The following is a 25,735-nucleotide window of genomic DNA, read 5'->3' as shown; positions in this document are numbered from 1 at the left end:
GATGCGCGCATGATCGTTCAGCTTCAAACGATCAATTCTCACGCCCTGCATGAGCTGAGGGAATGTCAAACCGACGCTACGACCTGCCCCCGCTCGACTTCGTGCGCGGTTTCGAGGCCGCCGCCCGGCACCTCAGCTTCACCAAGGCGGCCACCGAGCTGTTCATCACGCAATCGGCGGTAAGCCGGCAGATCAAGGCGCTCGAGGACCATCTCGACACCGTGCTGTTCGAGCGCCGCCATCGTGCCCTCAGGCTCACCGAGGATGGCCAGACCTTCTACCGGATCGCGCTGGAGGCACTCGACCGGCTGCAGAGCGCGGTCGATCGCATGCGCAACAGCCGCGTGCCGGACCAGCTTTCGATCACGACCACGACCGGCCTTGCCTCGCTCTGGCTGATCCCGCGGCTCGGCCGTTTCACCAAGGCCAATCCGCAGATCGACGTCCGGATCGTCGCCAATGACCGCGCGCTCAATCTCGACCGCAGCCTGGTCGACATCGCGATCCGCTACTGCCAGCGGGGAATGGCACCGGCCGACGCCGTGCCGCTGTTCGGCGAGGACATCCTGCCGGTCTGCTCGCCGCAGGTGCTGAACGATCCGGCGACGCCACTGCGCCGGCCGGAGGATCTGAAGCACCACACGCTGCTGCACCTCGACTATCCCGGCATGAAGCGCACATGGTACGACTGGGGTACCTGGCTGACCAGTTTCGGCATGGAGGATCTGAAGCCGGCCGGGACGTTGCATTTCAGCCGGTACGAGCAGCTCATTCAGGCCGCCGTCAGCGGCCAGGGCGTGGCACTCGGCCTGTCGCCGCTGATCAACGAACCGATCCGCTCCGGCCTGCTGGCGGCCCCCTTCGATACGTCGGTGGTCGGCCCGCGCGGCTATTTCCTGATCCGATCGACCAGCGGCGCGTCGAAGCCGCAGGTCGATGACTTCTGCCGCTGGGTGATGGCGGAAGCGGGCCGTGATGCGGCCGGGCCCGACCGCTCCTGACGGACGGGCCCAACCACCGCTCAGCCGCCCGCCAGCAACCGTCTCACCTTGTCGAGCGCCGCATCCTGCGGTTCGCCATAGGCGATCGTGCCGGCAAGGCGTCCCTGTCCGTTCATGAGATAGACGATGGCGGTATGTTCCATCGTGTAGGCATCGCCTTCGGTCGGAACCTTCATATAGACGGCCCGGAACGCCTTGGCGGTCGCGGCGATCTCGGCATCCGTGCCGGTCAGGCCGATGATCCGGGGGTCGAAGGAATCGGTATAGACCTTGAGCAAATCCGGCGTATCGCGGCTCGGATCGACCGAGACGAAATAGACGCGGAAGTCGCGCGCCGCATCACCGAGTTCGCGCATTACATTGGCCATTTCCATCATCGTCGTCGGGCAGACGTCCGGACAATGGGTGAAACCGAAAAAGATGGCGTAGGGTTTGCCGGCAAGGCTCGACGAGGACAGCCTGCGGCCGTCCTCATCAGTCAGTTCGAACGGGCCGCCGATCGCATCGCGATCGAGCACGGTGGTGGCCGAACGCGGTCCGGGCAGCGGCCCTTGCCAATAGGCCCAGACGCCGACAGCCGCGATGATCGCAACCAGGGCCCAGAGGCCGTAACGGATCAGACGAAGGGAAGTCATCGAGAAAACTCATAGAAAGGAATGGGCGGGCCGCGCCAAGGCAGCGCAGGCATGCGATGAATCGGGCAGCGAGAGCTGCCTCCACGCCTCAGGCCGCAGGTGGCGCGCGCGACGGTGGCCTTGGCGGTCGCTGCTGCGCGTCGACGACAAGCCGCGCTGCGGGGGCCGGACCGGTTCCCTCGACGGCCGGAACGGCATGGTCAGCCACCGCGAGCGGTTCGGGCGCAACCGCCAGCACGCAAGCGTCGCATCGGCCGGCATGGGCCTCGATCGGAGGAGCCTCGCCAGGCAGGGCCGTGCAGAACGCGATTGCGGCATCATCGACAGCCGCCGCCAGCATGAGCGGCACCGCGGGGGTGCCGACGCCGATCTGCAGGGGCCGATGGCCGAGCCCGAGCCAGACCATCGCGATGGCGAACAGCGCCGCCACGACGGGTCGGAGATCAGGATGGCGCAGGCGAGCCAGCATGGCGCCCCGGACAGCATGAAACGTCTCGCGCCGTCCTTAGCCGCCGGACGGCCGGGCGCCAAGCGTTTGCGGGGTCGCAGGCCCTCCTTCCCCTTCACAAAGCCGTGGCGACGGCGGACCCGGCTTGATCCTCCCTGCCCGCCGGTGTCTGTTCGCGGCCAGAGCCACGACGGAGATGGAGACGGCCATGACGCATCGCGGAACCATCATCAGGCGGCCCATGGCCGACGGCGCGGAGATCGACATCTATCACATCGAACCCGCCGGCCGGCGGCGCGGCGGCCTCGTCCTGATCCAGGAAATCTTCGGCCTCACCGACCATATCCGCGACCAGTGCGATCGTTTCGCCGGGCATGGCTACGAGGTGCTGGCGCCGGCGCTCTTCGACCGCGAGGCGCCGGGCCTCGACGCCCCCTATACGGCCGAAGGGATCGCCCTCGGCATGAAGGTGGCCCGCGAGCAGCATCCTTTCGAACTCTCGGTCACCGACACCCAGAGCTGCATCGACATGCTGGAAGGCGCCGGACCGGTCTTCATCACCGGCTATTGCTACGGCGGCTCGGTGACCTATGCCGCTGCGGCGCGCTGCCGAGGCCTTGCGGCCGCCTCCGGCTATTACGGCGGCATGATCCCGCGCATGGCGGACGAACGGCCGCGCTGCCCGACGATCCTCCATTTCGGGCGCAAGGACGCCGGCATTCCGCTCGATGCGGTCGAAGCCTTCGCCAAGGCGCGGCCGGAGGTCGAGGTCCATCTCTACGATGCCGGCCACGGTTTCAATTCCGACCGGCGCACCGACTATGACGAACCGAGCGCGCGCCTTGCCCTGGAGCGCACGCTCGCGCTGTTCCAGGCGCATGGCGGCTGAGACGCAGGCCTGCATATTCCTCTGTTTTCCCGCGACGCCCGGCGGCTGATAGTCAGGCGGCCTCCCCCGCAGAAACAGGATGCCCATGGCGCTCATCGGCCACCGCCTCAATGCTTCCGCCGAACCGGTGCCGGCGGCCGTCCTCAATGCGTTCCGCCCGGTTCAGGTCGCGATCATCTCGGACAACATGAATCGCCTGCATGGGACGCGGTCGCTGAAACCCTATCACCGCAGCGGCAAGCTCATCGGAACGGCCGTCACCGTGAAGACGCGCCCCGGTGACAATCTCTTCCTGCACAAGGCCTATGAGCTCTTGCGGCCCGGCGATGTTCTCGTGGTCGACGGCGCGGGCGATCTCGGCCAGGCTCTGGTCGGCGAGATCATGATGAACCGGGCCCGGGCCATGGCCGTCGCTGGCTTCGTTGTCGATGGCGCGATCCGCGACGTGGCGGCCTTCGCGCAGGCCGATTTCCCGTGCTTTGCCCGCGGCGTGACGCATCGGGGACCGTACAAGACCGGCCCCGGCGAAATCAACGTGCCGGTCGCCATCGACGGCATGGTGGTGCTGCCCGGCGACGTGGTGATCGCGGACGAGGACGGCGTCATCTGCTTCGATCGCCGCGATGCCGATGCCCTGTTGGCCCTGGTTCGCGAACAGGAGGCCCGGGAAAGCGCCGCTCTCGCTGCGATCGCCGAAGGGCGTGCCGACATTGGCTATATCGGCGCGCCCCCGGCGGATGCGCGCGCTCAATAGCGTGCGTGGATCCTCAGGCCGAAGACATGCGCCGGACCGGCCCGGTCGCGGTTGTAGCCGGGATTGTGGACCAGCTGATAGTTCGCCGCGACGAAGACATTGTCGCGATAGACGGGCAGATCGTAATAGGCTTCCAGCATCCGTTCCGAACCGTAGCGCAGCTTGCCGTCGCCGATGATGAGGCCGGTGCCGCCGGCCGCGAGGAAATCGCGGTGGTAGCGCGAGAGGTCGTTCTGCGCGACGGCGATGCCGGCGGTGTGGCCGGGCCGGCCCCATCGTTCGCCCTTGAAACTGAGGCCGAAGGCGATCGACCGGTCGATCTGGGTGAAGGCGAAGGTTTCGGTCCTGCCGTCGTTCCAGCTCGCCCGGAAGAAAGTGCCGACATTGTCGGCGATCTCCTGATCGACCAAGATGCCGAAGCCCCATTTGCTGTTGCCGTAGCGATGGGTCGTGGCCATCGCCGCGTCGGGCGTCAGCCCGGTGAGCGCGGCAATGTCGAGCGCCTGCCGGTAATGGCCCATCCGGCCGGTGGAGTAGTAGGCGAACGGCTTGATCGCGCCCGGGCGGCCGAACCAGTTGTGCTGGTAGGCCAATTCCAGGACATGGCTGACATTGTTGGGACGGAACGGCAGCTCGCCGCCATTGGCCTCCGACGGCATCAGCAGCGCGCCGTAGCGAATGGCGAAGGCCGGATCCGGGATGATCTCGATCGCGACGCCCTGGGTATAGCCGCGGACGTCGGCGGCGAAATCCCAGGCCGATGATGCCCAGAGCGACCAGTTCCAGAACTGCCGGCGCGCATCGCCGGCATAGGTGCTCGTCTGGAAAATGTCGCCGGCCGCGAACTTGCCCACCGTGACGACCACGCGCCGGGTGGGCACGAAACCGGCGAGCTGGTTGAAGTCGCCCGGACGCCATTCCGCCTCGGCCCCCAGTGCGAAGGTCTGGCGCAGGAACATGCGCGCCAGCGACAGGACGCCCACCTTGTTGCCGCCCTTCTGCGCATCGCCGTTGGTGAAGCCGGCAATGCCCAGCGTGTCGCCGAGGCCGAAGCCCTGGAAATATTCGGGGTTGATGTAGAGCTCACCGCCCGGCCAGGGCATGCGCATGCCGAAATAGGCGGTGATGCTGGTCGACTGCCTGACCTGGCCGCCGGCCGGAAGGCTGTTGCGTCCGGAATAGGCCGCCCGGAAGCTGGGATAGCCCTGGATGAATTCGGTCATCTGGGCATTGAGCCTGACATTTTCGGGGATCCGCTCGCCTTCGGGCGTCGCCCAGCCCTGGGCCGTCGCCGGCACAGCCGTCAGCGCCAGCAACATGGCGGCGCCAAGGCCGGCGCGCCTGGCCATCCCGGCCGTCCCAACGGTCCTGATCATGCAAGTCATCGGTCACCTGTAGCGAAACGTTGCGCTTTGTTTCGGTCTATTGTGAAGGGCGTGTGTCAGATCGCTGCCATCCCCGTCCTGACGGAAGAGTGCCGAACATGCCCCGTGGACCGGACCGAGCCGGGCGCAGGGATCGATCCGGCATTCGAACGTGCCGTGACGGCAAATGGCCTTGGCCGTTCGCCGGATAGCTGCGCGGGACAGCTGCCGCCGCCTCGGTGGAGCCGATATTGCCGATGATCGCCCGTCCACGCCCGGGGTCGTGTCACGACGCGGGGCTGGCGGGCCGACAAGAACCATCGTTCATGACAGCCTCCGCTGCTTGCCGGCGCGGCCGGAGCCGCCGCCTGCGATCGCGGCCAGATCGCACAGGCTCGCGCCTGCGCGCGACCTGGTCGCGGCGCATCGCCTCAACTTGATTGTCGGGAAAAAGGCCCGAACTGCACGGGCGTGATCGAAGTAGTTCGACCGCCTGCGTCTGTCAACCTGCAATGTCGGCGCCTGCGGATACTTCGGCAACTCTGCCACCGCAATTCCCCATCGGCGCCCAACGCCCCCGATTGCGGCGCAAGAAGCGGAGTGAGCAGCAGCGGCCGCTGCGCTTGAAGGACGCCATCGCCAGCGCGGCCTCTCCAGCCCACCCCGATCAGGATCACGGTTCATGACCCAGCTTCTCGGCAAAAGCATCATCGTCACCGGCGCCAGCTCCGGCATCGGCCGGGCAGCCGCCCTCTTGTTCGCGCGCGAGGGTGGCCGCCTCGTCGCCGCCGCCCGGCGCCAGGCCGAGCTCGACGATCTCGTCGGCGAGATCGCCGAAGCCGGCGGCACGGCGGCGGCGCTCGCCGGCGATGTCGCCGACGAAGCCTATGCCAAGGCGCTGGTGGCGGAAGCCGTCGGCCGCTTCGGCGGCCTCGACGTCGCCTTCAACAATGCCGTCATCATCGGCGAGATGAGCCCGGCGCCCGACATGACGCTGGACAACTGGTCGAAGGTGATCGCCACCAACCTCACCGGCGCCTTTCTCGGCGCCAAGCATCAGATTCCCGCCATGGCGGCCCGCGGCGGCGGATCGGTGATCTTCACCTCGACCTTTGTCGGCCATACCGCGGGCATGCCGGGCATGGCCGCCTATGCCGCCAGCAAGGCCGGCCTGATCGGACTGATGCAGGTGCTCGCCGTGGAGAACGGAGCGCGCGGCATCCGCGTCAATGCGCTGCTGCCCGGCGGCACCGACACGGCGGCGGCGGCCGAATTCGCGTCCTCCGAGGATGCCCGCGCCTTCGTTCGCGGCCTGCATGCGCTGAAGCGCATATCGACCCCCGAGGAACAAGCGCGTTCGGCACTCTACCTTGCCTCGGACGCATCCTCGTTCACGACGGGCACGACGCTCATCGTCGACGGCGGCGTCTCGATCAACCGCACCTGACGCCATCGGGCGCCGCCGACGCCCCATCGTTCCGCCTCGCGGCGTGCGGCTCTCGACCGGCAAGCCGCGAGGCCTTCGATGACCCGACGCTACAGCGCAATGTCGCGGTTGACGTTCTTGTAGAGGAGATATTCGGCCTCCTCGAAGCCGGTCGGATAGAACTGCTGCGGACAGAAGCCGCCCATCCAGATGAAATCGTCGGCCCAGATCTCGTGCCAGTCCTCGCCGAGGAAATAGAGCCCTTGTCCGCGCAGCATGTAGAGCCCGTGCTCCATCACGTGCGTCTCGACGTCGGGAAAGCAGGCGCCTGTCTGGAACCACATGAGGTTCATCTCGAAATCGAAGCGCATGTCGCCGAAAGGCAGCAGGAACTGGAAGCCGCGGCCTTCGAGCCCGGTCGGGTTCTCCCGCGGCACCCGGTCGCGATGAGAGACGATCAGCTCCGGAGCGGGAAGGTCGATCGCCTCGTAGCGCTTGCGCAGGCCCAGCAGCCGCGCCTCACCCTCCCCTGCGTTCTTCACCGAGAAGCCCGTGCCGGGCGGCACGTAGAAGAAGCCACCCGCAGTCAGTTCCGACGGCCTGGCGTCGTCGACGCGAACGACCGCCGTGCCCGAGAGCACGTAGAAGAAATGCTGGACGCCGGCCTCGGCAATGGTGCGATTGCTGCCGCCGCCCGGAGCGATCTCGAGCACGAACTGGGCGAATTGCGCGCCGAGAACCGGCGCCGCGAGGAAGCGTGCGACGGTCGCGTCATAGGCCGGCAGCCGGCTCTTCAGCACTCCCTCCGGCGGCATGAAGGCATAGTTGCGCTTCACCACGCCGCGGTTGTGCCCGATGGCACCGGGCGGCAGACGACCAGGGGCGACGTTCAGCATGTGCGGACGCATGGCGGGGTTCCCAATGAGGTGACGCGGGGGACGAGCCTAGGACGCCGCCCTCCGCCGCGCCACGTCTCACGCGCGCCGCCGCCATGCCGAACCCGCCTCAGAGCGAACGCGCGATCAGGAGCTTCATGATTTCGTTGGTGCCGCCGTAGATCTTCTGGATGCGGGCATCGACGAACATGCGGCCGATCGGGAATTCCTGCATATAGCCATAGCCGCCATGCAGCTGGAGGCATTCGTCGATCGTCTCGTTCTGCTTCTGCGAGCACCACCACTTGGCCATGGAGGCGGTGACCGTGTCGAGCTCGCCGGCGATCAGCTGGGTGATGCACCAGTCGACGAAGATGCGTGCGATCATCGTCTCGGTCTTGCGCTCGGCAAGCTTGAAGGCCGAGTTCTGGAAGGCGATGATCGGTTGGCCGAAGGCCTTGCGCTCACGGGTATAGTCGACGGTGAGCCTGAGCGCCTTTTCCATGGCCGCGACCGCGCCGACGGCGAGCGACAGGCGCTCGCGCGGCAATTGCTGCATGAGCTGGACGAACCCCTGCCCCTCGGTCTCGCCGAGCAGGTTTTCCGGCGGCACGATGGCATCGTCGAAGAACAGTTCCGACGTGTCGGAGGCGTTCATGCCGATCTTGTCGAGGTTGCGTCCCCGGCGGAAACCGTCATTGCCCTCGGCCTCCAGCACCAGCAGCGAAATGCCCTTGGCGCCGGCCGCCTCCTCGCCCGTCCGCGCGACGACGACGATGATGTCGGCAAGCTGGCCATTGGTGATGAAGGTCTTGGAACCGTTCAGCACATAAGAATTGCCGCGCTTGCGCGCGGTGGTGCGCACCGCCTGCAGATCGGAGCCGGTGCCCGGCTCGGTCATGGCGACCGCGCCGATCAGCTCGCCCTTGGCCATTTTGGGCAGCCAGCGCTGCTTCTGCTCCTCCGTGCCATAGGCAAGGATGTAGTGCGCGACGATCGTGCTGTGCACGCCGACGGGGCCGGCAATTTCCGGCACGATGTCTTCGAGATCCTCGGTCACCGCGGCTTCGTAGGCGAAGGTCGCGCCAAGGCCGCCATAGGCCTCGGGAACGCCGGCGAGCAGCGCCCCCATGTCGCCGAGCGCCCGCCAGGCGGAACGGTCGGTGATCTTCTCGCGGCGCCAGCGCTCGGCATGCGGGGCGAGGTCCTTGGTGAGGAAGCGGCGGAACGGATCGCGGAAGGCGTCGAGTTCCTCGGTCATCCAGGGCGAGCGATACGTCATGCGCGGCCTCCCGTCTTGCCGGCTTTGGCGAGGAAACGGTGCACCGCCTCGCGGAAGGCCTCCGTCTCCATGCAGCCGATGAGTTCGTTGAGCTCGGCGTCGAGCTGCTCGGCCATGGAGCGGCCCGCCGTGCCGTGGATCAGGCGCTTGGTCGCGGCCACCGCGGCCGGGCTGAAGCCGGCAAGCCGCTTGGCCAGCGCCGCGGTCTCGGCGGCGAGCTCCGCCTCCGGCACCACCTTGTTGACCAGGCCCCAGCTTTCCGCCTGGGCCGCGCTGAAGCCATCCTCCATCAGGAAGATCTGCATGGCGCGGCGCGCGCCGACGATACGGGCGAGCCCGACCGTGCCGCCGGCATCAGGCGACACGCCGAGCCGGATATAGGCCGGGGTGAACCGGGCGGTGTCGGCGGCGACGCAGAGATCGCCCATGAAGGCGAGCGACAGGCCGCCGCCGGCCGCTGCGCCCTGCACGCTCGTCACCACCACGGCGGGATGGGTCCTGAGGGTCGTCAGGAACGCGTGGGTCGGCTCCAGGATGCCGGTCACCATCGGTCCCGTGGCGTCGATATGCGCCGCAAAGGTCTCGATGTCGCCACCGGCGCAGAACGACCGTCCAGCGCCGCGGATGACGATCACCCTGACGTCGCGGCGCTCCGCCAGTTCCTGCCCGATGGCGAACAGCGCAAGCGCCGCGTCGCGGTCCAGGGCGTTGAACCGTTCGGGACGATCCAGCGTGATCGTCGCGACCGGGCCGTCATAGTCGAGCCGTGCCGGCGCGCCCATGGATCACCTCCTCACATCAGGATGCCGCCACCGCAGACCAGAACCTGGCCGCTGACGTAGTTCGATTCCGGGCTGCAGAAGAGATAGACCGCATTCGCCGCCTCTTCCGGCGTGCCGGCCCGGCCGAGCGGAATCATCCGGTCCATGGTCTCGAGCAGCGCCGGCTGGACGCCGACCTTGATCTCGCGACCGGCAACGTCGATCGTCTTCTGCTGGGTCTCGATCGCCTGGGTCAGGCGCGTCTTGATCAGGCCGAAGGCGACGCAGTTCACATTGACCTTGTAGCGTCCCCACTCCTTGCAGAGCGTGCGGGTGAGCCCGATCAGCGAAGCCTTGGCGGAGGAATAGCTGGCCTGGCCGGCATTGCCGTAGAGACCGGCGATCGAGGAAATGTTGACCACCTTGCGGAAGACTTCGCGGCCCGCTTCGGCATCGCGCTTGGCGAGCACGCGGATCGGCTCGGAGGCGGCGCGCAGGATCCGGAACGGCGCGACCAGATGCACGTCGAGCATGGCCTGGAACTGCTCGTCGGTCATCTTCTGGATGGTCGAGTCCCAGGTATAGCCGGCATTGTTGACGATGATGTCGAGACCGCCGAAGGTCTCCATCGCGGCGCCGACAAAGCGGTCGGCGAAGCCCGTATCGGTCACGCTGCCATTGACGGCAATGGCCTCGCCGCCCGCAGCCTTGATCTCGGCGGCGACCGCATCGCCCGGCTCCGCGTCGAGATCGTTGACGACGACCTTGGCGCCTTCGGACGCGAGCTTGAGCGCGATGGCGCGGCCGATGCCGCGGCCCGAGCCGGAGACGAGCGCAACCTTTCCGGACAGTTTGGCCATGGGTGGTTTCCTTTGCATCTGAATGAGGGAGGCGCGCCTTCAGAGCGCGACGACGGCTTCGCCGGCGAGCTTCACCTCGCCGTCGGCATCCTTGGTGGTCAGGGCAAGCCGCGCGCGCTTCTCGCCGGCCGCCTCGAACAGCTCGGTCACCGTGCCTTCACAGGTCAGCCGGGCGCCAAGCTGGGTGATCGCGGCGAAGCGGGTCGAAAACGACCTGATCGCCTGCGGCGGCACCGCGTCGGTCAGGGCCTGGCCGAGATAGGCCATGACCAGCATGCCGTGGCTGAAGACGTCGGGAAAACCGGCTTGTCTGGCAAAGTCGATGTCGACATGGATCGGGTTGTGGTCACCGGAGGCACCGCAATAGAGCGCCAGGCGATGGCGGGTGATCGGCGGAAAGGTCTTGAATACCAGCCGGTCGCCGACCGCGGCGGAGGCGAGATCCTTGGGTCGTTCGGTCATGCCTGCCCCCTTCAGTTCCGGACAACGATGGTGCGCGTGGTATCCGCGACGTGGCGCCCGTCCTGGTTGGTCACCTTGGTCTTGACGCCGACGAAGGTGAGCGCTCCGCCTTTCTTCACTGCCACGTCCGTTACCTCGGAGACGAAGGTCAGCGTGTCGCCGACCAGGATCGGCGCGTGATAGGTGAAGCCCTGCTCGCCATGGAGCACCCTGGCGAGATCGATGTTCAGCGCTTCGAGGAATTCGAAGGGCCGGTCGTTGTCCATCATTTCCAGACAGAACAGGTAGGTCGGCGGCACCGGCACGCCGGCAAAGCCGGCGGCCTTGGCGGCGGCCTCGTCGCGGTAGACCGGGTTGGTCTCGCCCGTCGTGTTGAAGAAGTAGCGCAGGCGTCCCGGTTCGACCCGGGCCGTGACCGGCGAGAACCGGCGTCCAACGGCGGATTGATCGACCATGTCGCGCCTCACGCCTGCTCGTAGAGCGTGACGACGCAGGCGCCGCCGAGCCCGAGATTGTGCTGCAGGGCGTGCCGCGCCCCGTCCACCTGCGTCGCGCCGGCCGTGCCGCGCAGCTGGCGCGTCAGCTCGTAGCACTGGGCAAGCCCGGTGGCGCCGAGCGGGTGGCCTTTCGACAGAAGGCCGCCGGACGGATTGGTCACCACCTTGCCGCCATAGGTGTTGTCGCCTGCATCGATGAAGCGCTCGGCGCCGCCTTCGGGGCAGAGACCCAGCGCCTCGTAGGTGATCAGCTCGTTGTGCGCGAAGCAGTCGTGCAGCTCGACGACATCGAGGTCGTCGGGGCCGATGCCGGCCGCCTCATAGACCTTGGCGGCGGCCGCCTTGGACATGTCGTAGCCCACCACCCGCATCATGTCGGCGCTGTCGAAGGTCGAGGGTGTGTCGGTGGTCATGGCCTGGGCGGCAATGCGCACGTCGGCGCGGATGCCGTGTCGCTTGGCGAAGGCTTCCGACACGAGCACGGCCGCCGCGGCACCACAGGTCGGCGGGCAAGCCATCAGGCGGGTCATGACGCCGGGCCAGATCACCTGGTCGTTCATCACCTGCTCTGCGGTGACCTCGTTGCGAAAGATCGCCAGCGGGTTGTTGACAGCATGCCGGCTCGCCTTGGCGCGCACCTTGGCGAAGGCCTCCATCGTCGTGCCGTACTTCTTCATGTGGCTCATGCCGGCGCCGCCGAAATAGCGCAGCGCCAGCGGGATCTCCGGCGCGCCGACCAGTTCGTCGGTCACCTTGTCGAAGGTCTCGAACGGGCTCGGCCGATCGGTGAAGACCGCGCCGAGCGCGCCCGGCTTCATCTGCTCGAAGCCGAGCGCAAGCACGCAGTCGGCGGCTCCGGAGGCGATCGCCTGACGCGCGAGGAACAGCGCGGTCGAGCCCGTCGAGCAGTTGTTGTTGACGTTGATGACGGGGATGCCGGTCATGCCGATCGGATAGATCGCAAGCTGGCCGGCGGTGGAGTCGCCATAGACATAGCCGGCATAGGCCTGCTCGATCTGGTCGTAGCCGATGCCGGCATCGGCCAGCGCCAGGCGACCAGCCTCGGCGCCCATCTCATGGTAGGGCGCGCTGGCGCCAGGCTTCGCGAACGGGATCATGCCAACGCCTGCGACGACGACACCGGACGCCATGCTTTCCTCCATAAGTTACCGTCTGGACATTAAGTGACCCATGGGTAATATATGACACGCTGAAAGCGGTCAATCCAGGCCGAAAGGACGATGGGACAGGAGCACATGGCCGGGCGTACCAAGCTCAAGGAAACCCCGCCCTGGGTGCCCTTCGAGGACCGCCGCAGGGCCCGCGACGAGAAGCGCGAGGCGGTATTGCGCATGGCCGTGAAGATGTTCCTGACCGAAGGCTACCATCGCACCACGCTCAACGAGGTCGCGGCGCGGCTGAACATCACCAAGCCGGCGCTCTACAACTATTTCCGCAGCAAGGAAGAGATCCTCGTCGAATGCTATCGCATCGGCCAGGACACCTATGACGCGATGATCGAAGCGCTCGACAGCCTCGACGGCACTGGCCTGGACAAGGTGCGCGCGCTGATCCGCGCCTATGTGAAGGCGATCACCAGCGAGTTCGGCATGTGCGTCACCCGGCTCGACGAGCGCGAGCTGTCGCCGGAAGCGCGCGCCTCGGTGCGCCGCTCGAAACGCGGCTACGACACCGCGTTCCGGTCGCGCATCGAGGAGGGTATCGCCGACGGCTCGATCCTGCCGTGCGACCCGAAGCTCGCCGCCTTCGCCATTGCCGGATCGCTGAACTGGATCGGCCATTGGTACGACCCCGACGGCCCCCTGTCGGCCGAGGCGATCGCAAACGAATTCGCAGAACGGCTGACCGGAGGCATCGCCGCCCATTAGCCGCCCCGGCGCCAGGGCCCGTCAAGAGGCCGCCGCACCAAACCTCGAGGGAGAACGCCAGACATGAACATCACGCACGGCTTCAAGCGCGCGCTGCAGATCAATTCCGGCGGCCTTGCCGTCGTCTGCGGCGAGCGCCGCAAGACCTGGGCCGACATGGGCGAGCGCATTCCACGCCTGGCCGGCGGCCTGGCCCGGCTCGGCATCGCGCCCGGCGACCGGGTCGCCATCCTCAGCCTCAATTCCGACCGCTATCTGGAGACCTATCTCGCCGCCGCCTGGGCGGGCGCGGTGATCGTGCCGCTCAACATCCGCTGGTCGCCGCTCGAGAACGAGGATGCGCTGCGCGACTGCCGGGCCAAGCTCCTGATCGTCGACAAGGCCTTCGCCGCGGTGGGCAGCACGCTGGCGGGCGCGATCGAAGGCCTCGGCCTCGTCCATGCCGACGACGACGCGGCTCCTGCCGGCATGCGCGACTATGAAGGCCTGATCGCCGAAAGCGATCCGGTTCCCGATGCCATGCGCAAGAGCGAGGATCTCGCCGGCATCTTCTATACCGGCGGCACGACCGGACGATCCAAGGGCGTGATGTTGAGCCATGGCAACCTGATGGCCAATGCGCTCAATGCCCTCGGCGAAGGGATGTTCCCGCCGACCTGCACCTATCTGCATGCCGCCCCGATGTTCCACCTCGCCAACGGCGCGGCCATGTATTCGCTGCTGCTGAGCGGCGGCACCAACGTCATCATCAAGGCCTTCACCCCGGAAGGCGTGATGGAAATCATCGCGCGCGAAAAGGTGACCGAAGTCCTTCTGGTGCCCACCATGATCCAGATGCTGGTCGACCACCCGGCGCTCGCCGCGCACGACATGTCATCGCTCGAGTACATCATCTATGGCGCCTCCCCGATCAGCGAAGCGGTGCTGGACCGGGCGATCGCCGCCCTGCCCGGCACCAAGTTCCGCCAAGCCTACGGCATGACGGAGCTGTCGCCGATCGCGACGCTCCTGCACTGGCATGACCATATCGGCGAAGCCCGCGCCAAGGGCCGCCACCGGTCGGGCGGGCGGGCGACGCTCGGCTGCGAGGTGCGCATCGTCGACGCCGAGGACCGGCCCGTGCCGCTGGGCACGGTCGGCGAGATCGTCGCCCGCGGCGACAATGTGATGATGGGATACTGGGAGCGCCCGGAGGAGACCGAGCGGGCACTCGCCGGTGGCTGGATGCATACGGGCGACGGTGGCTACATGGACGCCGACGGCTTCGTCTATGTCGTCGACCGGGTGAAGGACATGATCATCTCGGGCGGCGAGAACGTCTATTCGACCGAGGTCGAGAACGTCGTCGCCCAGCACCCCGCGGTGGCGCAGTGCGCCGTGGTCGGCATTCCCAGCGAGGAATGGGGCGAGCAGGTCCATGCCGTGGTCATGCGCAAACCCGGCGCCAGCGTCACGGCGCAGGAGATCATCGCCTTCTGCAAGGAGCGGATCGCCGGCTACAAGTGCCCGCGCTCGGTCGACATCAGCGACAATCCCCTGCCCATGTCGGGCGCCGGCAAGATCCTCAAGCGCGAGCTGCGCCGGCCGTTCTGGGACAGCAAGGAGCGGCGGGTGAACTGAACCGGGGCCGGACGCCTTGGCCATTCGCTCCACAACAGCCGCCGCGCGCCCTCGCGCCGCGCGGCGCCTCACGGGATGGGACTGCCTCACGATGAATCGTTCCCTCGGCAAGATGCTGGTCGGCAATATCCTCCAGACAGCGGCCCTGCGCTTTCCCGACGACCCGGCGGTCGTCTGCGCCGGAACCGGCCGCCGATACACTTTTCGGGCGGTGAACGAGCGGGTCAACCGGCTCGCCCATGCGCTCGGCGATCTCGGCTTCGCCAAAGGCGACGTCGTCGCCTTTCTCTCCTCCAACCGCGCCGAGATGGTGGAGATCTATTTCGCCCTCGCCCGCACCGGCATTGTCGGCCTGCCGCTGAACTATCGCCTCGCCACCAGCGAAATGGTCGAGCTGATGCGCGCCATGGGGGCGAGTGGCCTCATTCACGAGGCGAAATTCGCCGCTGCCGCCACGGCCGCGCAGCCACTTCTGAAACATGTGATCGAAATCGGCGGCGACGGCACGGCCCCGGCCAGGGACTATGAAAGACTGCTGGCAGCCGCCTCGCCGGCCGCGGTCGAGATCGAACTCGACGAGGCCGATCCGTTCTATTTCAACCTGACCTCGGGCACGACCGGCCTGCCCAAATCCTACGTGCTCACCCAGTACAACAACAGCACGCTGCAGCCGATGTTCCAGGCCTTCGAGACCTCGCGCAAGGACGTGGCGCTGACCGTCTTCCCGGCGTTCGGCCGCGTCGGCTTCGCCTGGATCGCCGCGGCGGTGATGTATGGCATTCCCAATGTCATCGCCAATTTCGAACCCAACGACGTGCTGCGCCTGATCGCCGAGGAACGGGTGACCATGGTCAATCTGGTGCCGACCATGGCGGCCATGCTGATGCCAGCGATCGCCGCCGCGCCACGCGATCTCTCATCGCTGCGCGCCGTGGTCTTCGCCGGTTCGAGCCTGCCGGCCAGCATTCGCGAGCAGACGATCGAGAAGCTCTGCCCCCATGTCTACGAATATTACGGCATGCAGGAGACCGGCGCGCTGGTCGCCTCGACGCCCGCGGACCGCGCGAAGCGGCCCGACTCCGTCGGGCGCCCCATTCTGTTCGGCGAGGTCAGGATCGCCGACGACGAGGGCCGCACGCTGCCGCCGGACACGCTCGGCGAGATCCTCGGCCGCTCGCCCAATGCGGTGACGGCCTATTTCGAGAACCCGCAGAAATCGGCGGAGACGTTCCGCGACGGCTGGATCCATACCGGCGATCTCGGCAGCATCGACGCCGAGGGTTATCTGTTCATCCGCGGCCGGAAGAAGGACATGATCGTCACCGGCGGCCAGAACGTGCATGCCGCCGAGGTGGAGGAGATCATTCTGCGCTGTCCCGGCGTCGCCGACTGCGCGGTGTTCGCCCTGCCCGACGACATGTGGGGCGAGCGCGTGACCGGTCTCGTGGTCGTGGCGGAAGGCTCGGACCTGACCGCCACGACGCTGGAGGCGCATTGCCGCCAGCACCTCGCCGGATTCAAGACCCCGAAGCAGTTCATCCTGCAGACCGAGGCCCTGCCACGGACGCCGACCGGCAAGGTTCAGAAATTCCTGCTGGTCGAGCGGTTCGGCAAGGCCTCCGGCTGATGCCGTCATGTCTGGCTGCGGTTGGCGCGGCGCGCGACCAAATCGGTTAAGCTCCGCCGGCCGCAGTCAGGGCCGGAGCTCAGCGTGACCAGCATATTCGACGGCGAGGCCGTCCGTTTCGACATCCCCACGGGATTTCGCGTGGGCAACTACGAGATCCTGGACCGGCTCGGCAGCGGCTGGACCGCCGAGACCTATCTGTGCCGGGAACTGCCGACCGGCATACGACGCGCGTTCAAGATCTACGATCAGTTCGACGATCGGCAGGCCATCCTCAACCTGAAGCTCGTCGCCCACTATGCCGATCTCCTGGAGCGGCTCGGCGACATCGCCCTCCTGCCGCGCTACCACCATATGGGCCACCTGTTCCTGTGGAGCCATGACGGGCTCGGCCACCACTACATGATCCAGGAATGGATCGAGCATGGACCGACGCCGCTGTCCGCCTGCAGCCGCGAGCAGGTCTCGGCCTTCCTCGCCAAGGTGAAGCGCGTGCATGCGCGCGGCCTCGCGCTCGGCGATTTCGAGCCCGAGAACCTGGTCGTCACGCCCTCCGGCGCGATCCGCATGGTCGACTGCGACTACGGCCGGCCCGGCCGCGACAACACCAATATCGAAGGTGATGTCCGCGCCCTCGGCCGGCTGTTCAAGCCCTTCGGCTTCAAGGATTTGTGGCAGGCGCTCCGCTGACCGGGGGCGCTGCGGCAGGCCGGTCCTTGATGATCTTGTAGAGCTGGAAGCGCGGTCCGCTGAACACGAGCTCGAGCTGGTCGGGCACCGGATTCTCCCGGTCAGGGTCGGTGAACACGACATAGACGTAATCGTAGTGTTCCCACCAGGTGTCCCAGTAATGGCTGTCCTCGCTGTCGATCGGCTCCAGCGCGGCGCGCAGCTGATCGACCGTCGGCGGCGTTCCGTCCTCGGTGTCGACCCGGTCGCGATAGGCCGAGCGCACATGCATGATCTGCTTGCCGGCAACCGTGAAGGCGGTCGTCACCAGAGCCGAGCGCTCGATGATGGCAAGGCAGGCGGCATGGACGAGGCCGTAGTCGCGCACGCTGTCGCCGGCGTCGCGCTCGCCATAGGCGACCAGCACCTTGGCACCGCGGGTCAGCTGCTGCATCGACTGCTGGACCGCGAGGGGCCCGCGCGACAATTGGGCCCAGGCGAGCTGCACCTCGGCCGTGCGCACCGCGATCAGCGCCAGCAGCACCACGATGAAGCCGCGCCGCACGAAGATGTGGCGCAGATCGACATTGATGCAGGCGATCAGCATGTAGGCGACGGCGACCGGCAGGCGCTGGTCGGCGAGATAGGAGCCGAACATCACCCGCGGCATGGCCATGTAGACGATGGCGCTGACGACGAGCAGCGGCCAGGTAATGGCATGGAAGCGCAGCACCTTGTGGCGCAGCGCCCAGGCGGCGGCCACCACGACGATGCCGGTCAATGCGAAGGCGACCGCATCCGAATAGATCTCGATGACGTAGATCAGCCCGTCGATCTTGCCCTTCGGTTCCCAGGAATTGTCGGCCGCCAGTCCCCAGGTCGGGCTCGCCCTGAGCAGGGGCAGCACCGGCAGGAACGGGATGCCGGTAGCGCAGAAATCGGCCAGGCGCCGCATCAGCGGTATGTCGCGCCGGTGGTAGAGCCGCTCGATCTCGATCGCAAGGAGCCCGAGCCCGAACACGCCGACGACATAGAGGTGACAGAAGAACAGGGCGCAGACGAACAGCGCCGCGACGGCGAGGCGCAGGACGATATTGCGTTCACGCAGGTGGACCCAGGCGGCGAGTCCCCAGAGCGCCAGGCCGAAACCGAACACATAGTTCAGCACGCCGACCAGCAGCACGTAGTTGTAGAGCAGCGGAAAGCCGATCAGCGGCAGCGCCGACCAGTGGCCGAACAGCGCTCTGTTGAACGCCAGCGTGCCCGACATGATGAGCAGGAAGGTCAGGATCAGGAAGATCTCGCCGGCGAGATAGACGTCCATGAACCGGGTCAGGGCCGGCACCACCACGTCCATGACGAGGTTCGGCACGATCTGCCAGTTGATCTGGTAGAAGCGCGAGAGATCGGGATCGCGCGCGCCATCGGCAATCACATGCATGCGCGCCAGATGGTTCGCATAGTCTGACATCGGCGGCAGCGGATGCAGGAGGATCGGCGCCGAGACGATCGCCATCATGGCGACGAACAGGAGTGCGATCTGGCCGCGGCTCAGATCGACGAAAGGCCGGGGCGGCCGGATCGGCTGACGGGACTGGGGCATGGTCGCGAGCGCTTATTGCAGTCCGTGCCGGTATGCCAGCGTTTAATCCTGACAATTTGCTGACATCTGACCGATTTTTGGGCTGATGTGTCGGCTTTGACGCAATGACCTGGCAGGTCAACCGGACGCATCTGCGCATCACTTGCCGGCGGCAAGCGCCTTTCCGGCGAGATAACCGAAGGTCATGGCCGGACCGAGCGTGATGCCCGGCCCCGGATAGGTGCCTGCCATGACCGAATTCATGTCGTTGCCGCAGGCAAAAAGGCCCGGGATCGGGCGGCCGTCCCGATCGAGCGCCCTCGCCTCGCCGTCCGTGACGATGCCGCCGGCCGTTCCAATATCGCCGGGATAGACCTTGACCGCATAGAACGGCGGCGTGTCGAGCGGACCGAGGCACGGATTGCCGGCGGCTGCGGCGTCGCCGAGATAGCGGTTATAGGCAGTGCCGCCCTTGCCGAATTCGGGATCGACGCCCGCGGCGGCGTAGCGGTTGAAGCGCGCGGCGCTGTCGACGAGCGCCGCCGGCGGCAGGCCGAGCTTTGCGGCCAGCTCCTCCAGGCTTTGGGCTTCGTAGAGGTAGCCTGCTTCGACCAGATGGCGGAACGGCCGGCCGCCCGGCAGCGCCAGGCCGAGCCCCCAGCGCTTGAGAAAGGCCGCATCGCAGATCAGGAAGGCGGGAATGGTCGGCTCGGTCCGCTGCCCCTCGATCATGGCGAGGCCGAACTCGTGATAGGAGGTCGATTCGTTGACGAAGCGCCGGCCGGAGCCGTTGACGGCCATCAGGCCCGGTTTCGCCCGATCCCAGACGAGATGGGGATATTTGACCTCCGACCCGTCGGGCTTCTTCAGGATCGAGATGGGCGTCATGAAGATGTTGCTGGCATTGTCCCGGCGCAGGAGCGCGCCGGCGGCCTCACCCAGGCGCAGGCCGTCGCCGCTATTGCCTTCGGGCGCCATCGACCAGAGCCCGATGCCCTCGGGCAGGAAGGCGCGCCGCCGGTCCGGATCATTGGGAAAGCCGCCGGTCGCAAGCACCACGCCACGTCGGGCGCGGATGGCGAGCTCCCGGCCCCGGCGCTCCACCACCACGCCGGCGACGCGGCCGGCCTCGACGACGAGCCGGCGCGCCGGCGTGCCGGTCAGAACCTCGATGCCTCGGTCGAGCACGCTGCGGAACAGCCGCGCCGCGAGCGCATTGCCCAGCACCAGGCGCGTGCCGCGGCGGTATTTCAACCGATCACGGGCATAACGAAGCACGAGCGCCATGCCGTGGCGCCAGGAGACGAAGGATTTCGTCGCCTTCAGGAGATGGTTCACGTCGGTGACGGTCACCATCATGCCCCCCAGCACCACGAATTCCTTCAGGGGATGCCGCAATCGCGCGAAATCGGCGCCGAGCAGGCGCCCGTCGAAGGCGACCGGATCCATGGCGCGCCCGCCGAGCGAGGCACCGGGCATGTCGGGATAATAATCCGGCGAATAGGCGCGGGCGGCGAGCCGCACGTGGCTGTGCCGGTGAAAATAGGAGACCATGTCCGGGCCGGCCTTCAGGAAGGCGAGCTTCATGGCCTCGCTCGACCAGTTGCCGACGATCTGGTCGAGATAGAGCTTGGCGGCCTCGAACGGCTCGCCGTGGCCGACGGCCGCCGCCTGCTCGTTGCCGGGAACCCAGACCGCGCCGCCCGAGACCGCCGTCGACCCGCCGACAAAATCGGTCTTTTCGACGATCACCGCCTCAAGTCCCTCGATCGCGGCGGTCAGCGCCGCGCTCATGCCGCCGGCGCCGGAGCCGACCGCCACGACGTCGACCTCGCGATCCCAATTCTGGCTCACAATGCGGCTCCGCGGCGCGAATAACTGGTGACGCTCCAGCCGCCGTCGACCGCGAGGACGTGACCGGAAATGTAGGCGGCCTCCTCCGAAACCAGGAAGTGGATGGCATTGGCGACATCCTCGGGCCGGCCGAGGCGCGGGAACGGGATGGGGTCGATGTTGAGCGCCTGGAAACGCGCGTCGCCGTCGATCCGGCTGCGTGTCAGGGCGGTCTCGATGACGCCGGGGGCGACCGCATTGACCCGGATGCCCTGCGGGCCATAGTCGGCCGCCATCTGATGCGTCAGCCCGACAACCGCCGCCTTGGTGGCGGCATAGGGCGCCGTGCCGGGATGGCCGAACAGGCCGAAGACCGAGGCGACATTGACGATGGCGCCGCGGCCGGCAGCCAGATGCGGCAACGCCTCCCGCGAGAACCGGAAAAGCTGACGCAGGTTGACCTGGACATAGCGATCCCATTCGGCATCGCTGGTCAGATGCGCGGCCTTGGCCGCGCCGATGCCGGCATTGTTGACCAGCCAGTCGAGCCGGCCGAAGCGGGCGACCGCGCGACCAACCGCGATCGACGGTGCCTCGTCGGCGGTGACGTCCATGACGAGGGTCTCGATCACCGCCGGGTCACCCGACAGGGCCACCGTGTCGGCAAGCCCATCGGGATTGAGATCGACGGCAACCACGCGGGCGCCGGCGCGTACGAGGCGCAATGCGGTGGCACGACCGATGCCGGAACCGGCGCCGGTCACCAGGGCAACGAAGGGATCGGTCATGGATGACACCTCTGGCTGTGGATCGGATCCCGCAGGTCGGGGGCGTTTCGCCGCGTCTTGCCAGGGTGCCCTGCACCCCGGTTCGCCGTGGTTCGAGGCTCGCCTTCGGCTCGCACCCCACCATGAGGGATGTGGAGCACGGCACCCGCCCTGTTCATGAAACCGATGGGTTGATGGACACCAGCGCGCCAACCCTGCTGCAACACTCTCCGATCCTCATGGTGAGGTGCGAGCATAGCGAGCCTCGAACCACGGCTGCGCCCGATGCAGTGCTCGTCAAAAGCCACGGTCACCGCCTGCACCATCACACCGCCGAACCGCCGAGCGACTTGCCGCCGTCGACGAACAGGACCTGACCGGTGATGAAGCAGGTCGCGGGCGAGGCGAGGAAGGACACGGCATGGGCGATGTCCTCCGGCCGCCCCGCAGCCCCCGTCGGCTGCAACGCCAGCTGCGCCTTCAGCCGCTCCGGCGTCAGGGCCCGGAGGATCGGCGTGTCGATCAGACCCGGCGCCACCGCATTGACCGCGATACCGCGACCGATCACCTCCATGGCCAGTGCCCGGGTGAAGCTCACCACGGCGCCCTTCGAGGCCACGTAGTCGATCTGGTTCTTCGCGCCGAGATAGGCGCGCGAGGCGATATTGACGATCCGACCGCCCTCGCCCATGCGTGCCACGGCCGCCCGCGCCAGCAGGAACGGCGCGACGACGTTGACCTCGTAGGTGCGCCGGAAATCGGCGGCGCTCGCCGCGGCGAAAGGCTGGTCCTTGAAGATGCCGGCATTGTTGACGAGCGCGGCGAGCGGCGGCAAGGCGCCGATCAGCGCCTCGACGCCGGCTTCGTCGGTAATGTCGAGAATGCGGGACTCGGCCGAGCCCCCCGCGGCGGCGACCTCGGCCACCGCCTCGGCCGCGAGCGGCTCGTTGAGATCGACCACCACGACGTGGAAGCCGTCGGCGGCGAGCCGGCGCGTGATCGCACGGCCGATGCCGCTGGCTCCACCGGTGACGAGGGCATGGGGCTTGGTCATGGCGTCAGCTCCGGTCAGGCGCCGAGATAGGCGCGGCGGATGGCATCGTCCTTGGCAAGGGTGGCCGAGGCGCCTTCGGCGACGATCTCGCCGTTCTCGAGGATGTAGGCATATTGCGAGACGGCGAGCGCCACGGCCGCGTTCTGCTCGACGATCAGAAGGGTGAGATTCTGCTCGCGGTGCAGCGCCACCACGATGTCGAAGATCTGCTTGACCAGGAGCGGCGCGAGGCCGAGCGAGGGCTCGTCGAGCAGCAGGAGGCTCGGCCGCGCCATCAGCGCGCGGGCGATGAGCAGCATCTGCTGCTCGCCGCCCGACAGGGTGCCGGCCATCTGGCGGAAGCGCGTGGCGAGGATCGGGAAATAGCCGGTCATCACCGCGATGTCGCGGGCAATGCCGGCCCGGTCGCTGCGCAACTGCGCGCCGATGACGAGATTTTCCTCGACGCTCATGTCGCGGAACACCTCCCGCCCCTCGGGCACTTGGGAAATGCCGCGCGCCACCACCTGGTCGGAGCGCAGGCGGGTGATCGACTGGCCGCGGAAGCGCACCTCGCCGGCGCTCGCCGGAACGATGCCGGAGATGACGTTGAGCGTCGTGCTCTTGCCCGCGCCATTGGCGCCGAGCAGCGCAACGATGCCGCCTTCGGGCACGTTCAGGCTGATGCCCGACAGAGCCTCGATGCGGCCGTAGCCGGCCGAGACGCCGGCAAGTTCGAGAAGCTCAGCCATGGGCGGCCTCCGCGCCGAGATAGGCCTCGACGACACGCGGATGGGTCTTCACCTCGGCCGGCGTGCCTTCGGCGATCTTCTCGCCGAAATTGAGCACGGTGATGCGGTTGGAAATCGACATGACGAGTTGCATGACGTGTTCGACGAGCAGGATGGTAATGCCCTGGCGCCGGTTGAGATCGGTCAGGATCTGGTCGAGGCGGTCGATCTCGCGCGAGCGCAGGCCTGCGGCCGGCTCGTCGAGCAGGAGCAGCTTCGGCGTGCCGGCGAGAGCGCGGGCGAGTTCCAGGAGCTTCTGCCGGCCGAAGTCCAGACTGTTGGCCTTGACGTCGCGAAAGTCCTGCAGGCCGGTCTGTTCGAGGATCGCCTCGGCCCGGCCGCGCGTCTCGGGCGAGCGCGGCCTGAGGCGCTGCCAGAAGCCCGTCTCGGCGCGGGCATAGGCGCCGAGCATGACGTTCTCGATCACGCTCAGCTCGTTGAACAGTTCGAGGTTCTGGAAGGTGCGCGCAACGCCGAGACCGGCCATGGCATGGGGCGGCAGGCCGGTGACGTCGCGGCCGGCCACGACGATGCGGCCGGTGGCGGGCTGGTAGATGCGCGAGATGCAGTTGAACACGGTCGACTTGCCGGCACCGTTCGGGCCGATCAGCGCGTGGATCGTGCCCTCCTCCACCTCCATGGAGAAATTGTTGATCGCGACGATGCCGCCGAAGCGCATGAGCACATTGGTCAGTTGCAGCATTGCGGCCATGGTGCTCACCGCCTGCCGATGAAGGCGAACATGCCGCGCGGGGCATACATCATGAACAGGATGAGGATCGCGCCATAGATCATCTCCTGGTAGGACGGCACCTGCCGAAGGAGCTCCGACATCAGGCCGAAGACCACGGCGCCGCCGATGGCACCGACCAGCGAGCCCATGCCGCCGACCACCACGGTGGTCAGGATGATGATGGTGGTCTGGAAGCCGAGGCTGTCCGGATGGATGAAGGTGGAAAAGGTGGTGTAGAGACCGCCGGCGAGCCCCGCGATGAAGGCCGAGAGCGTGAACGCCGTGAGCTTCATCCTGACGACGTTGATGCCGACCGAGCCGGCCGCGATCTCGCTTTCGCGCACCGCACGCATACTGCGGCCGAGCGTGGAGACATGCAGGACGGTCACCAGCGCAACGATGATCAGCGTCACAGCCAGAACCAGCGGAAAGGCCGCGCGATCGGACAGGAGCTGGAAGCCGAGGACCGAGGCGGGTTTGATGTTGAGGCCGTTCGGACCACCGGTGACCGAAGTCCAGTTGAGGAACAGCCACTGCATCGCCTCGCCGAAGGCGAAAGTGGAAAGCGCCAGATAGATGTCGCGCATGCGCAGCGACAGGAAGCCGATGAAGAAGCCGATCAGCCCGGCCATGAGCCCGCCCGCCAGCAGCGACACCCAGAACGGCGTGCCGGCCAGATTGGTGACGAGGCCCGCGGTATAGATGCCGATGCCGTAGAAGGCCGCATGCGCCAGCGAGAACTGGCCGCATTCGCCGATGACGATATGCAGGCCGAGGGCGAGGACGATCGCAACCAGCACCAGGTTGACGATGTAGATGATGTAGCCCGTGGCAAGGCCGGTCAGCGCGATGCTGGCTGCGGCCAGGGCGAGGATGCCGAGGCCGACGAGCAGGGCGAGGCGCGGGCCGGTGAGGCGCGCGGGAGCGGCGGTCTCGCGCATCAGACTTTCCTCACCTTGACGGCGCCGCCGAACAGGCCCTGCGGCTTGAAGATCAGCACCAGCATGATGATGACGAAGGGCGCGACATTGATGGCACGCGAGGAAATGAACAGGCCGACCAGGTTCTCGGTGATGCCGATGATGAAGCCGCCGATGACCGCGCCGGGCAGGCTGGTGAAGCCGCCGACGATGGCGGCGGCAAAGGCCATGATGACGACCGAACCCATTTCGGCGGTCATCAGGAGCTTCGGCGCGATCAGGATGGCGGCAATGCCGGAAATGGCGCTGGCAAAGCACCAGACCGACATTTCGACCCGGCCGAGATTGATGCCGACGAGCTGGGCGCCGCGGCGGTTCATGCCGACCGCGCGCATGGCGCGGCCCATCCTGGTGAAGTTGAACATCCAGAAGAACAGCGCCATCACCACGATGGCGGCGCCGAGGATGACGACGTCGAGATAGCTCACCGAGGCCTGGCCGATGGTGATCGAACCATCGGGCACGATGGAGGGAAAGGTGCGCGGCGTATCGCCGAAGCCGGTCGAGCGGACGATGCCCTTGACGAGATAGGACAGGCCGAGGGTCGCGATCACCAGGTTGATCGAAACGCCGCGCGCTTGCGCGACCTGGGCCAGCACGACGCGCTGGAACAGGCCGGCACCGATGCACATCACGACGATCGTGGCGACGACCGCGGCCCAGAACGGCAGCGCCATCATGGCGATGAGGAAGAAGGCGAGATAGGCGGCCGCCATGTAGAATTCGCCACCGGCGAAATTCGCGACATCGGTGGTGCGGTAGATGATCACGATGGCGATGGCGAGCAGCGCGTAGACCGAACCGGTCACCAGCCCGGAGGCGACGCCTTGCTGGATGAACAGGAATGCGACGTCGAAGGACATTCAGCCTCGCTTGAAGGGCGGGTTCCGAGGTGCGGCGCAGCCGCGGCAGCCCGCGGCGACCGGCTGCCGGCAAACGCGGGGTGGATCATGCGCA

The 25,735-nt window shown here is 67.1% G+C and carries 25 protein-coding genes and 1 pseudogene; 8 read left to right on the top strand and 18 right to left on the bottom strand.

Translation table 11 applies throughout. From position 1 onward, the window contains the following. Positions 1-62: 62 nt before the first annotated feature. Positions 63-1,001, top strand: coding sequence for a transcriptional regulator GcvA (gene gcvA, locus OZ671_RS01290; protein ID WP_268859026.1), 939 nt, complete (start codon positions 63-65; stop codon positions 999-1,001). 20 nt (positions 1,002-1,021) lie between these two features. Here gcvA and OZ671_RS01285 read toward each other — a convergent pair whose 3' ends face one another. Together OZ671_RS01285 and OZ671_RS01280 are read right to left on the bottom strand one after the other, a co-directional pair. After that, complete coding sequence (locus OZ671_RS01285) at positions 1,022-1,636, bottom strand: SCO family protein (protein WP_268859025.1); 615 nt, start codon at positions 1,634-1,636, stop codon at positions 1,022-1,024. A gap of 88 nt (positions 1,637-1,724) precedes the next feature. Next, the gene (locus tag OZ671_RS01280; protein WP_268859024.1) at positions 1,725-2,066 is read right to left on the bottom strand and encodes a hypothetical protein; all 342 of its coding nucleotides are present in this window, start codon (positions 2,064-2,066) and stop codon (positions 1,725-1,727) included. Between the two features lie 226 nt (positions 2,067-2,292). On the opposite strand from OZ671_RS01280, the gene OZ671_RS01275 reads away from it, so the two are divergent. Further along, positions 2,293-2,973 (top strand): dienelactone hydrolase family protein, encoded by a 681-nt coding sequence (locus OZ671_RS01275; RefSeq protein ID WP_268859023.1) that lies wholly within the window; start codon positions 2,293-2,295, stop codon positions 2,971-2,973. A gap of 85 nt (positions 2,974-3,058) precedes the next feature. Continuing rightward, the gene (locus OZ671_RS01270; RefSeq protein ID WP_268859022.1) at positions 3,059-3,727 is read left to right on the top strand and encodes an RraA family protein; all 669 of its coding nucleotides are present in this window, start codon (positions 3,059-3,061) and stop codon (positions 3,725-3,727) included. Here OZ671_RS01270 and OZ671_RS01265 read toward each other — a convergent pair. Further along, positions 3,721-5,076: a carbohydrate porin gene (locus OZ671_RS01265; RefSeq protein ID WP_268859021.1), complete on the bottom strand. Its 1,356-nt coding sequence runs from the start codon at positions 5,074-5,076 to the stop codon at positions 3,721-3,723. The two genes, OZ671_RS01270 and OZ671_RS01265, sit on opposite strands and share 7 nt — an antisense overlap. Before the next feature lie 697 nt (positions 5,077-5,773). On the opposite strand from OZ671_RS01265, the gene OZ671_RS01260 reads away from it, so the two are divergent. Further along, positions 5,774-6,538 (top strand): SDR family oxidoreductase, encoded by a 765-nt coding sequence (locus OZ671_RS01260; protein WP_268859020.1) that lies wholly within the window; start codon positions 5,774-5,776, stop codon positions 6,536-6,538. An 89-nt stretch (positions 6,539-6,627) separates the two neighbouring features. On the opposite strand, the gene allE is transcribed toward OZ671_RS01260, so the two are convergent. The 7 genes from allE to OZ671_RS01225 form a co-directional block, all read right to left on the bottom strand. Beyond that, on the bottom strand, positions 6,628-7,425 hold the full coding sequence (gene allE / locus OZ671_RS01255; RefSeq protein WP_268859019.1) for a (S)-ureidoglycine aminohydrolase: 798 nt from the start codon (positions 7,423-7,425) through the stop codon (positions 6,628-6,630). Between the two features lie 97 nt (positions 7,426-7,522). Next, positions 7,523-8,674, bottom strand: a complete 1,152-nt coding sequence (locus tag OZ671_RS01250; protein WP_268859018.1) for an acyl-CoA dehydrogenase family protein — start codon at positions 8,672-8,674, stop codon at positions 7,523-7,525. Further along, complete coding sequence (locus tag OZ671_RS01245) at positions 8,671-9,456, bottom strand: enoyl-CoA hydratase/isomerase family protein (RefSeq protein ID WP_268859017.1); 786 nt, start codon at positions 9,454-9,456, stop codon at positions 8,671-8,673. The genes OZ671_RS01250 and OZ671_RS01245 overlap by 4 nt, the downstream gene beginning before the upstream one ends. Before the next feature lie 11 nt (positions 9,457-9,467). Then, positions 9,468-10,295 carry an SDR family NAD(P)-dependent oxidoreductase gene (locus OZ671_RS01240; protein WP_268859016.1) on the bottom strand — a complete coding sequence of 276 codons (828 nt, stop codon included), beginning with the start codon at positions 10,293-10,295 and terminating at the stop codon, positions 9,468-9,470. 39 nt (positions 10,296-10,334) lie between these two features. Then, complete coding sequence (locus OZ671_RS01235; protein ID WP_268859015.1) at positions 10,335-10,757, bottom strand: MaoC family dehydratase; 423 nt, start codon at positions 10,755-10,757, stop codon at positions 10,335-10,337. A gap of 11 nt (positions 10,758-10,768) precedes the next feature. Beyond that, on the bottom strand, positions 10,769-11,212 hold the full coding sequence (locus OZ671_RS01230; protein WP_268859014.1) for a MaoC family dehydratase N-terminal domain-containing protein: 444 nt from the start codon (positions 11,210-11,212) through the stop codon (positions 10,769-10,771). An 8-nt stretch (positions 11,213-11,220) separates the two neighbouring features. Continuing rightward, on the bottom strand, positions 11,221-12,405 hold the full coding sequence (locus OZ671_RS01225; RefSeq protein WP_268859013.1) for a lipid-transfer protein: 1,185 nt from the start codon (positions 12,403-12,405) through the stop codon (positions 11,221-11,223). Between the two features lie 105 nt (positions 12,406-12,510). On the opposite strand from OZ671_RS01225, the gene OZ671_RS01220 reads away from it, so the two are divergent. From OZ671_RS01220 to OZ671_RS01205, 4 genes are all read left to right on the top strand, one after another. Beyond that, positions 12,511-13,143 (top strand): TetR/AcrR family transcriptional regulator, encoded by a 633-nt coding sequence (locus tag OZ671_RS01220; protein WP_268859012.1) that lies wholly within the window; start codon positions 12,511-12,513, stop codon positions 13,141-13,143. Between the two features lie 63 nt (positions 13,144-13,206). Further along, complete coding sequence (locus tag OZ671_RS01215) at positions 13,207-14,763, top strand: acyl-CoA synthetase (RefSeq protein WP_268859011.1); 1,557 nt, start codon at positions 13,207-13,209, stop codon at positions 14,761-14,763. Between the two features lie 91 nt (positions 14,764-14,854). Then, positions 14,855-16,390: a class I adenylate-forming enzyme family protein gene (locus tag OZ671_RS01210; RefSeq protein WP_268859010.1), complete on the top strand. Its 1,536-nt coding sequence runs from the start codon at positions 14,855-14,857 to the stop codon at positions 16,388-16,390. A gap of 84 nt (positions 16,391-16,474) precedes the next feature. Beyond that, a complete protein-coding gene (locus OZ671_RS01205) occupies positions 16,475-17,080 on the top strand; it encodes a hypothetical protein (RefSeq protein ID WP_268859009.1) in 606 nt (201 codons plus the stop codon). Here OZ671_RS01205 and OZ671_RS01200 read toward each other — a convergent pair. The 8 genes and pseudogenes from OZ671_RS01200 to OZ671_RS01165 all read right to left on the bottom strand — a co-directional run bounded on the left by OZ671_RS01200 (position 17,052) and on the right by OZ671_RS01165 (position 25,641). Continuing rightward, entirely contained in the window at positions 17,052-18,662 is a 1,611-nt protein-coding gene (locus OZ671_RS01200) for a hypothetical protein (RefSeq protein ID WP_268859008.1), read from the bottom strand. The two genes, OZ671_RS01205 and OZ671_RS01200, sit on opposite strands and share 29 nt — an antisense overlap. Positions 18,663-18,800: 138 nt before the next feature. After that, a complete protein-coding gene (locus OZ671_RS01195) occupies positions 18,801-20,495 on the bottom strand; it encodes an FAD-dependent oxidoreductase (RefSeq protein WP_268859007.1) in 1,695 nt (564 codons plus the stop codon). Next, a pseudogene (locus tag OZ671_RS01190) lies at positions 20,492-21,241 on the bottom strand (SDR family NAD(P)-dependent oxidoreductase); the annotation flags it as partial. The pseudogene OZ671_RS01190 and the gene OZ671_RS01195, both read right to left, overlap by 4 nt. Positions 21,242-21,566: 325 nt before the next feature. After that, on the bottom strand, positions 21,567-22,295 hold the full coding sequence (locus tag OZ671_RS01185; RefSeq protein WP_268859005.1) for an SDR family NAD(P)-dependent oxidoreductase: 729 nt from the start codon (positions 22,293-22,295) through the stop codon (positions 21,567-21,569). Positions 22,296-22,309: 14 nt separating this feature from the next. Continuing rightward, positions 22,310-23,026, bottom strand: a complete 717-nt coding sequence (locus OZ671_RS01180; RefSeq protein ID WP_268859004.1) for an ABC transporter ATP-binding protein — start codon at positions 23,024-23,026, stop codon at positions 22,310-22,312. After that, a complete protein-coding gene (locus OZ671_RS01175; RefSeq protein WP_268859003.1) occupies positions 23,019-23,777 on the bottom strand; it encodes an ABC transporter ATP-binding protein in 759 nt (252 codons plus the stop codon). Before OZ671_RS01175 ends, OZ671_RS01180 begins: the two co-directional genes overlap by 8 nt. A gap of 5 nt (positions 23,778-23,782) precedes the next feature. Further along, complete coding sequence (locus OZ671_RS01170; protein ID WP_268859002.1) at positions 23,783-24,739, bottom strand: branched-chain amino acid ABC transporter permease; 957 nt, start codon at positions 24,737-24,739, stop codon at positions 23,783-23,785. Next, positions 24,739-25,641, bottom strand: coding sequence for a branched-chain amino acid ABC transporter permease (locus OZ671_RS01165; RefSeq protein ID WP_268859001.1), 903 nt, complete (start codon positions 25,639-25,641; stop codon positions 24,739-24,741). Before OZ671_RS01165 ends, OZ671_RS01170 begins: the two co-directional genes overlap by 1 nt. Between the last annotated feature and the right edge of the window lie 94 nt (positions 25,642-25,735).

It is taken from the genome of Phreatobacter sp. AB_2022a (assembly GCF_026847585.1).
Taxonomy (GTDB): domain Bacteria; phylum Pseudomonadota; class Alphaproteobacteria; order Rhizobiales; family Phreatobacteraceae; genus Phreatobacter.
The sequence above is the reverse complement of the archived record's forward strand: the minus strand, read 5'-3'. Positions and strand labels throughout refer to the sequence as shown.

Bases quoted from the DNA above. Each gene is read 5' to 3' on its own strand.
- OZ671_RS01200 (WP_268859008.1), bottom strand. From the start codon at position 18,662: ATGCCCCAGTCCCGTCAGCCGATCCGGCCGCCCCGGCCTTTCGTCGAT.
- OZ671_RS01270 (WP_268859022.1), top strand. From the start codon at position 3,059: ATGGCGCTCATCGGCCACCGCCTCAATGCTTCCGCCGAACCGGTGCCG.
- OZ671_RS01170 (WP_268859002.1), bottom strand. From the start codon at position 24,739: ATGCGCGAGACCGCCGCTCCCGCGCGCCTCACCGGCCCGCGCCTCGCC.
- OZ671_RS01215 (WP_268859011.1), top strand. From the start codon at position 13,207: ATGAACATCACGCACGGCTTCAAGCGCGCGCTGCAGATCAATTCCGGC.
- OZ671_RS01230 (WP_268859014.1), bottom strand. From the start codon at position 11,212: ATGGTCGATCAATCCGCCGTTGGACGCCGGTTCTCGCCGGTCACGGCC.
- OZ671_RS01250 (WP_268859018.1), bottom strand. From the start codon at position 8,674: ATGACGTATCGCTCGCCCTGGATGACCGAGGAACTCGACGCCTTCCGC.
- OZ671_RS01285 (WP_268859025.1), bottom strand. From the start codon at position 1,636: ATGACTTCCCTTCGTCTGATCCGTTACGGCCTCTGGGCCCTGGTTGCG.
- OZ671_RS01265 (WP_268859021.1), bottom strand. From the start codon at position 5,076: ATGGCCAGGCGCGCCGGCCTTGGCGCCGCCATGTTGCTGGCGCTGACG.
- allE (WP_268859019.1), bottom strand. From the start codon at position 7,425: ATGCGTCCGCACATGCTGAACGTCGCCCCTGGTCGTCTGCCGCCCGGT.
- OZ671_RS01165 (WP_268859001.1), bottom strand. From the start codon at position 25,641: ATGTCCTTCGACGTCGCATTCCTGTTCATCCAGCAAGGCGTCGCCTCC.
- OZ671_RS01235 (WP_268859015.1), bottom strand. From the start codon at position 10,757: ATGACCGAACGACCCAAGGATCTCGCCTCCGCCGCGGTCGGCGACCGG.
- OZ671_RS01180 (WP_268859004.1), bottom strand. From the start codon at position 23,026: ATGGCTGAGCTTCTCGAACTTGCCGGCGTCTCGGCCGGCTACGGCCGC.
- OZ671_RS01275 (WP_268859023.1), top strand. From the start codon at position 2,293: ATGACGCATCGCGGAACCATCATCAGGCGGCCCATGGCCGACGGCGCG.
- OZ671_RS01225 (WP_268859013.1), bottom strand. From the start codon at position 12,405: ATGGCGTCCGGTGTCGTCGTCGCAGGCGTTGGCATGATCCCGTTCGCG.
- OZ671_RS01260 (WP_268859020.1), top strand. From the start codon at position 5,774: ATGACCCAGCTTCTCGGCAAAAGCATCATCGTCACCGGCGCCAGCTCC.
- OZ671_RS01240 (WP_268859016.1), bottom strand. From the start codon at position 10,295: ATGGCCAAACTGTCCGGAAAGGTTGCGCTCGTCTCCGGCTCGGGCCGC.
- OZ671_RS01185 (WP_268859005.1), bottom strand. From the start codon at position 22,295: ATGACCAAGCCCCATGCCCTCGTCACCGGTGGAGCCAGCGGCATCGGC.
- OZ671_RS01210 (WP_268859010.1), top strand. From the start codon at position 14,855: ATGAATCGTTCCCTCGGCAAGATGCTGGTCGGCAATATCCTCCAGACA.
- OZ671_RS01220 (WP_268859012.1), top strand. From the start codon at position 12,511: ATGGCCGGGCGTACCAAGCTCAAGGAAACCCCGCCCTGGGTGCCCTTC.
- OZ671_RS01245 (WP_268859017.1), bottom strand. From the start codon at position 9,456: ATGGGCGCGCCGGCACGGCTCGACTATGACGGCCCGGTCGCGACGATC.
- gcvA (WP_268859026.1), top strand. From the start codon at position 63: ATGTCAAACCGACGCTACGACCTGCCCCCGCTCGACTTCGTGCGCGGT.
- OZ671_RS01175 (WP_268859003.1), bottom strand. From the start codon at position 23,777: ATGGCCGCAATGCTGCAACTGACCAATGTGCTCATGCGCTTCGGCGGC.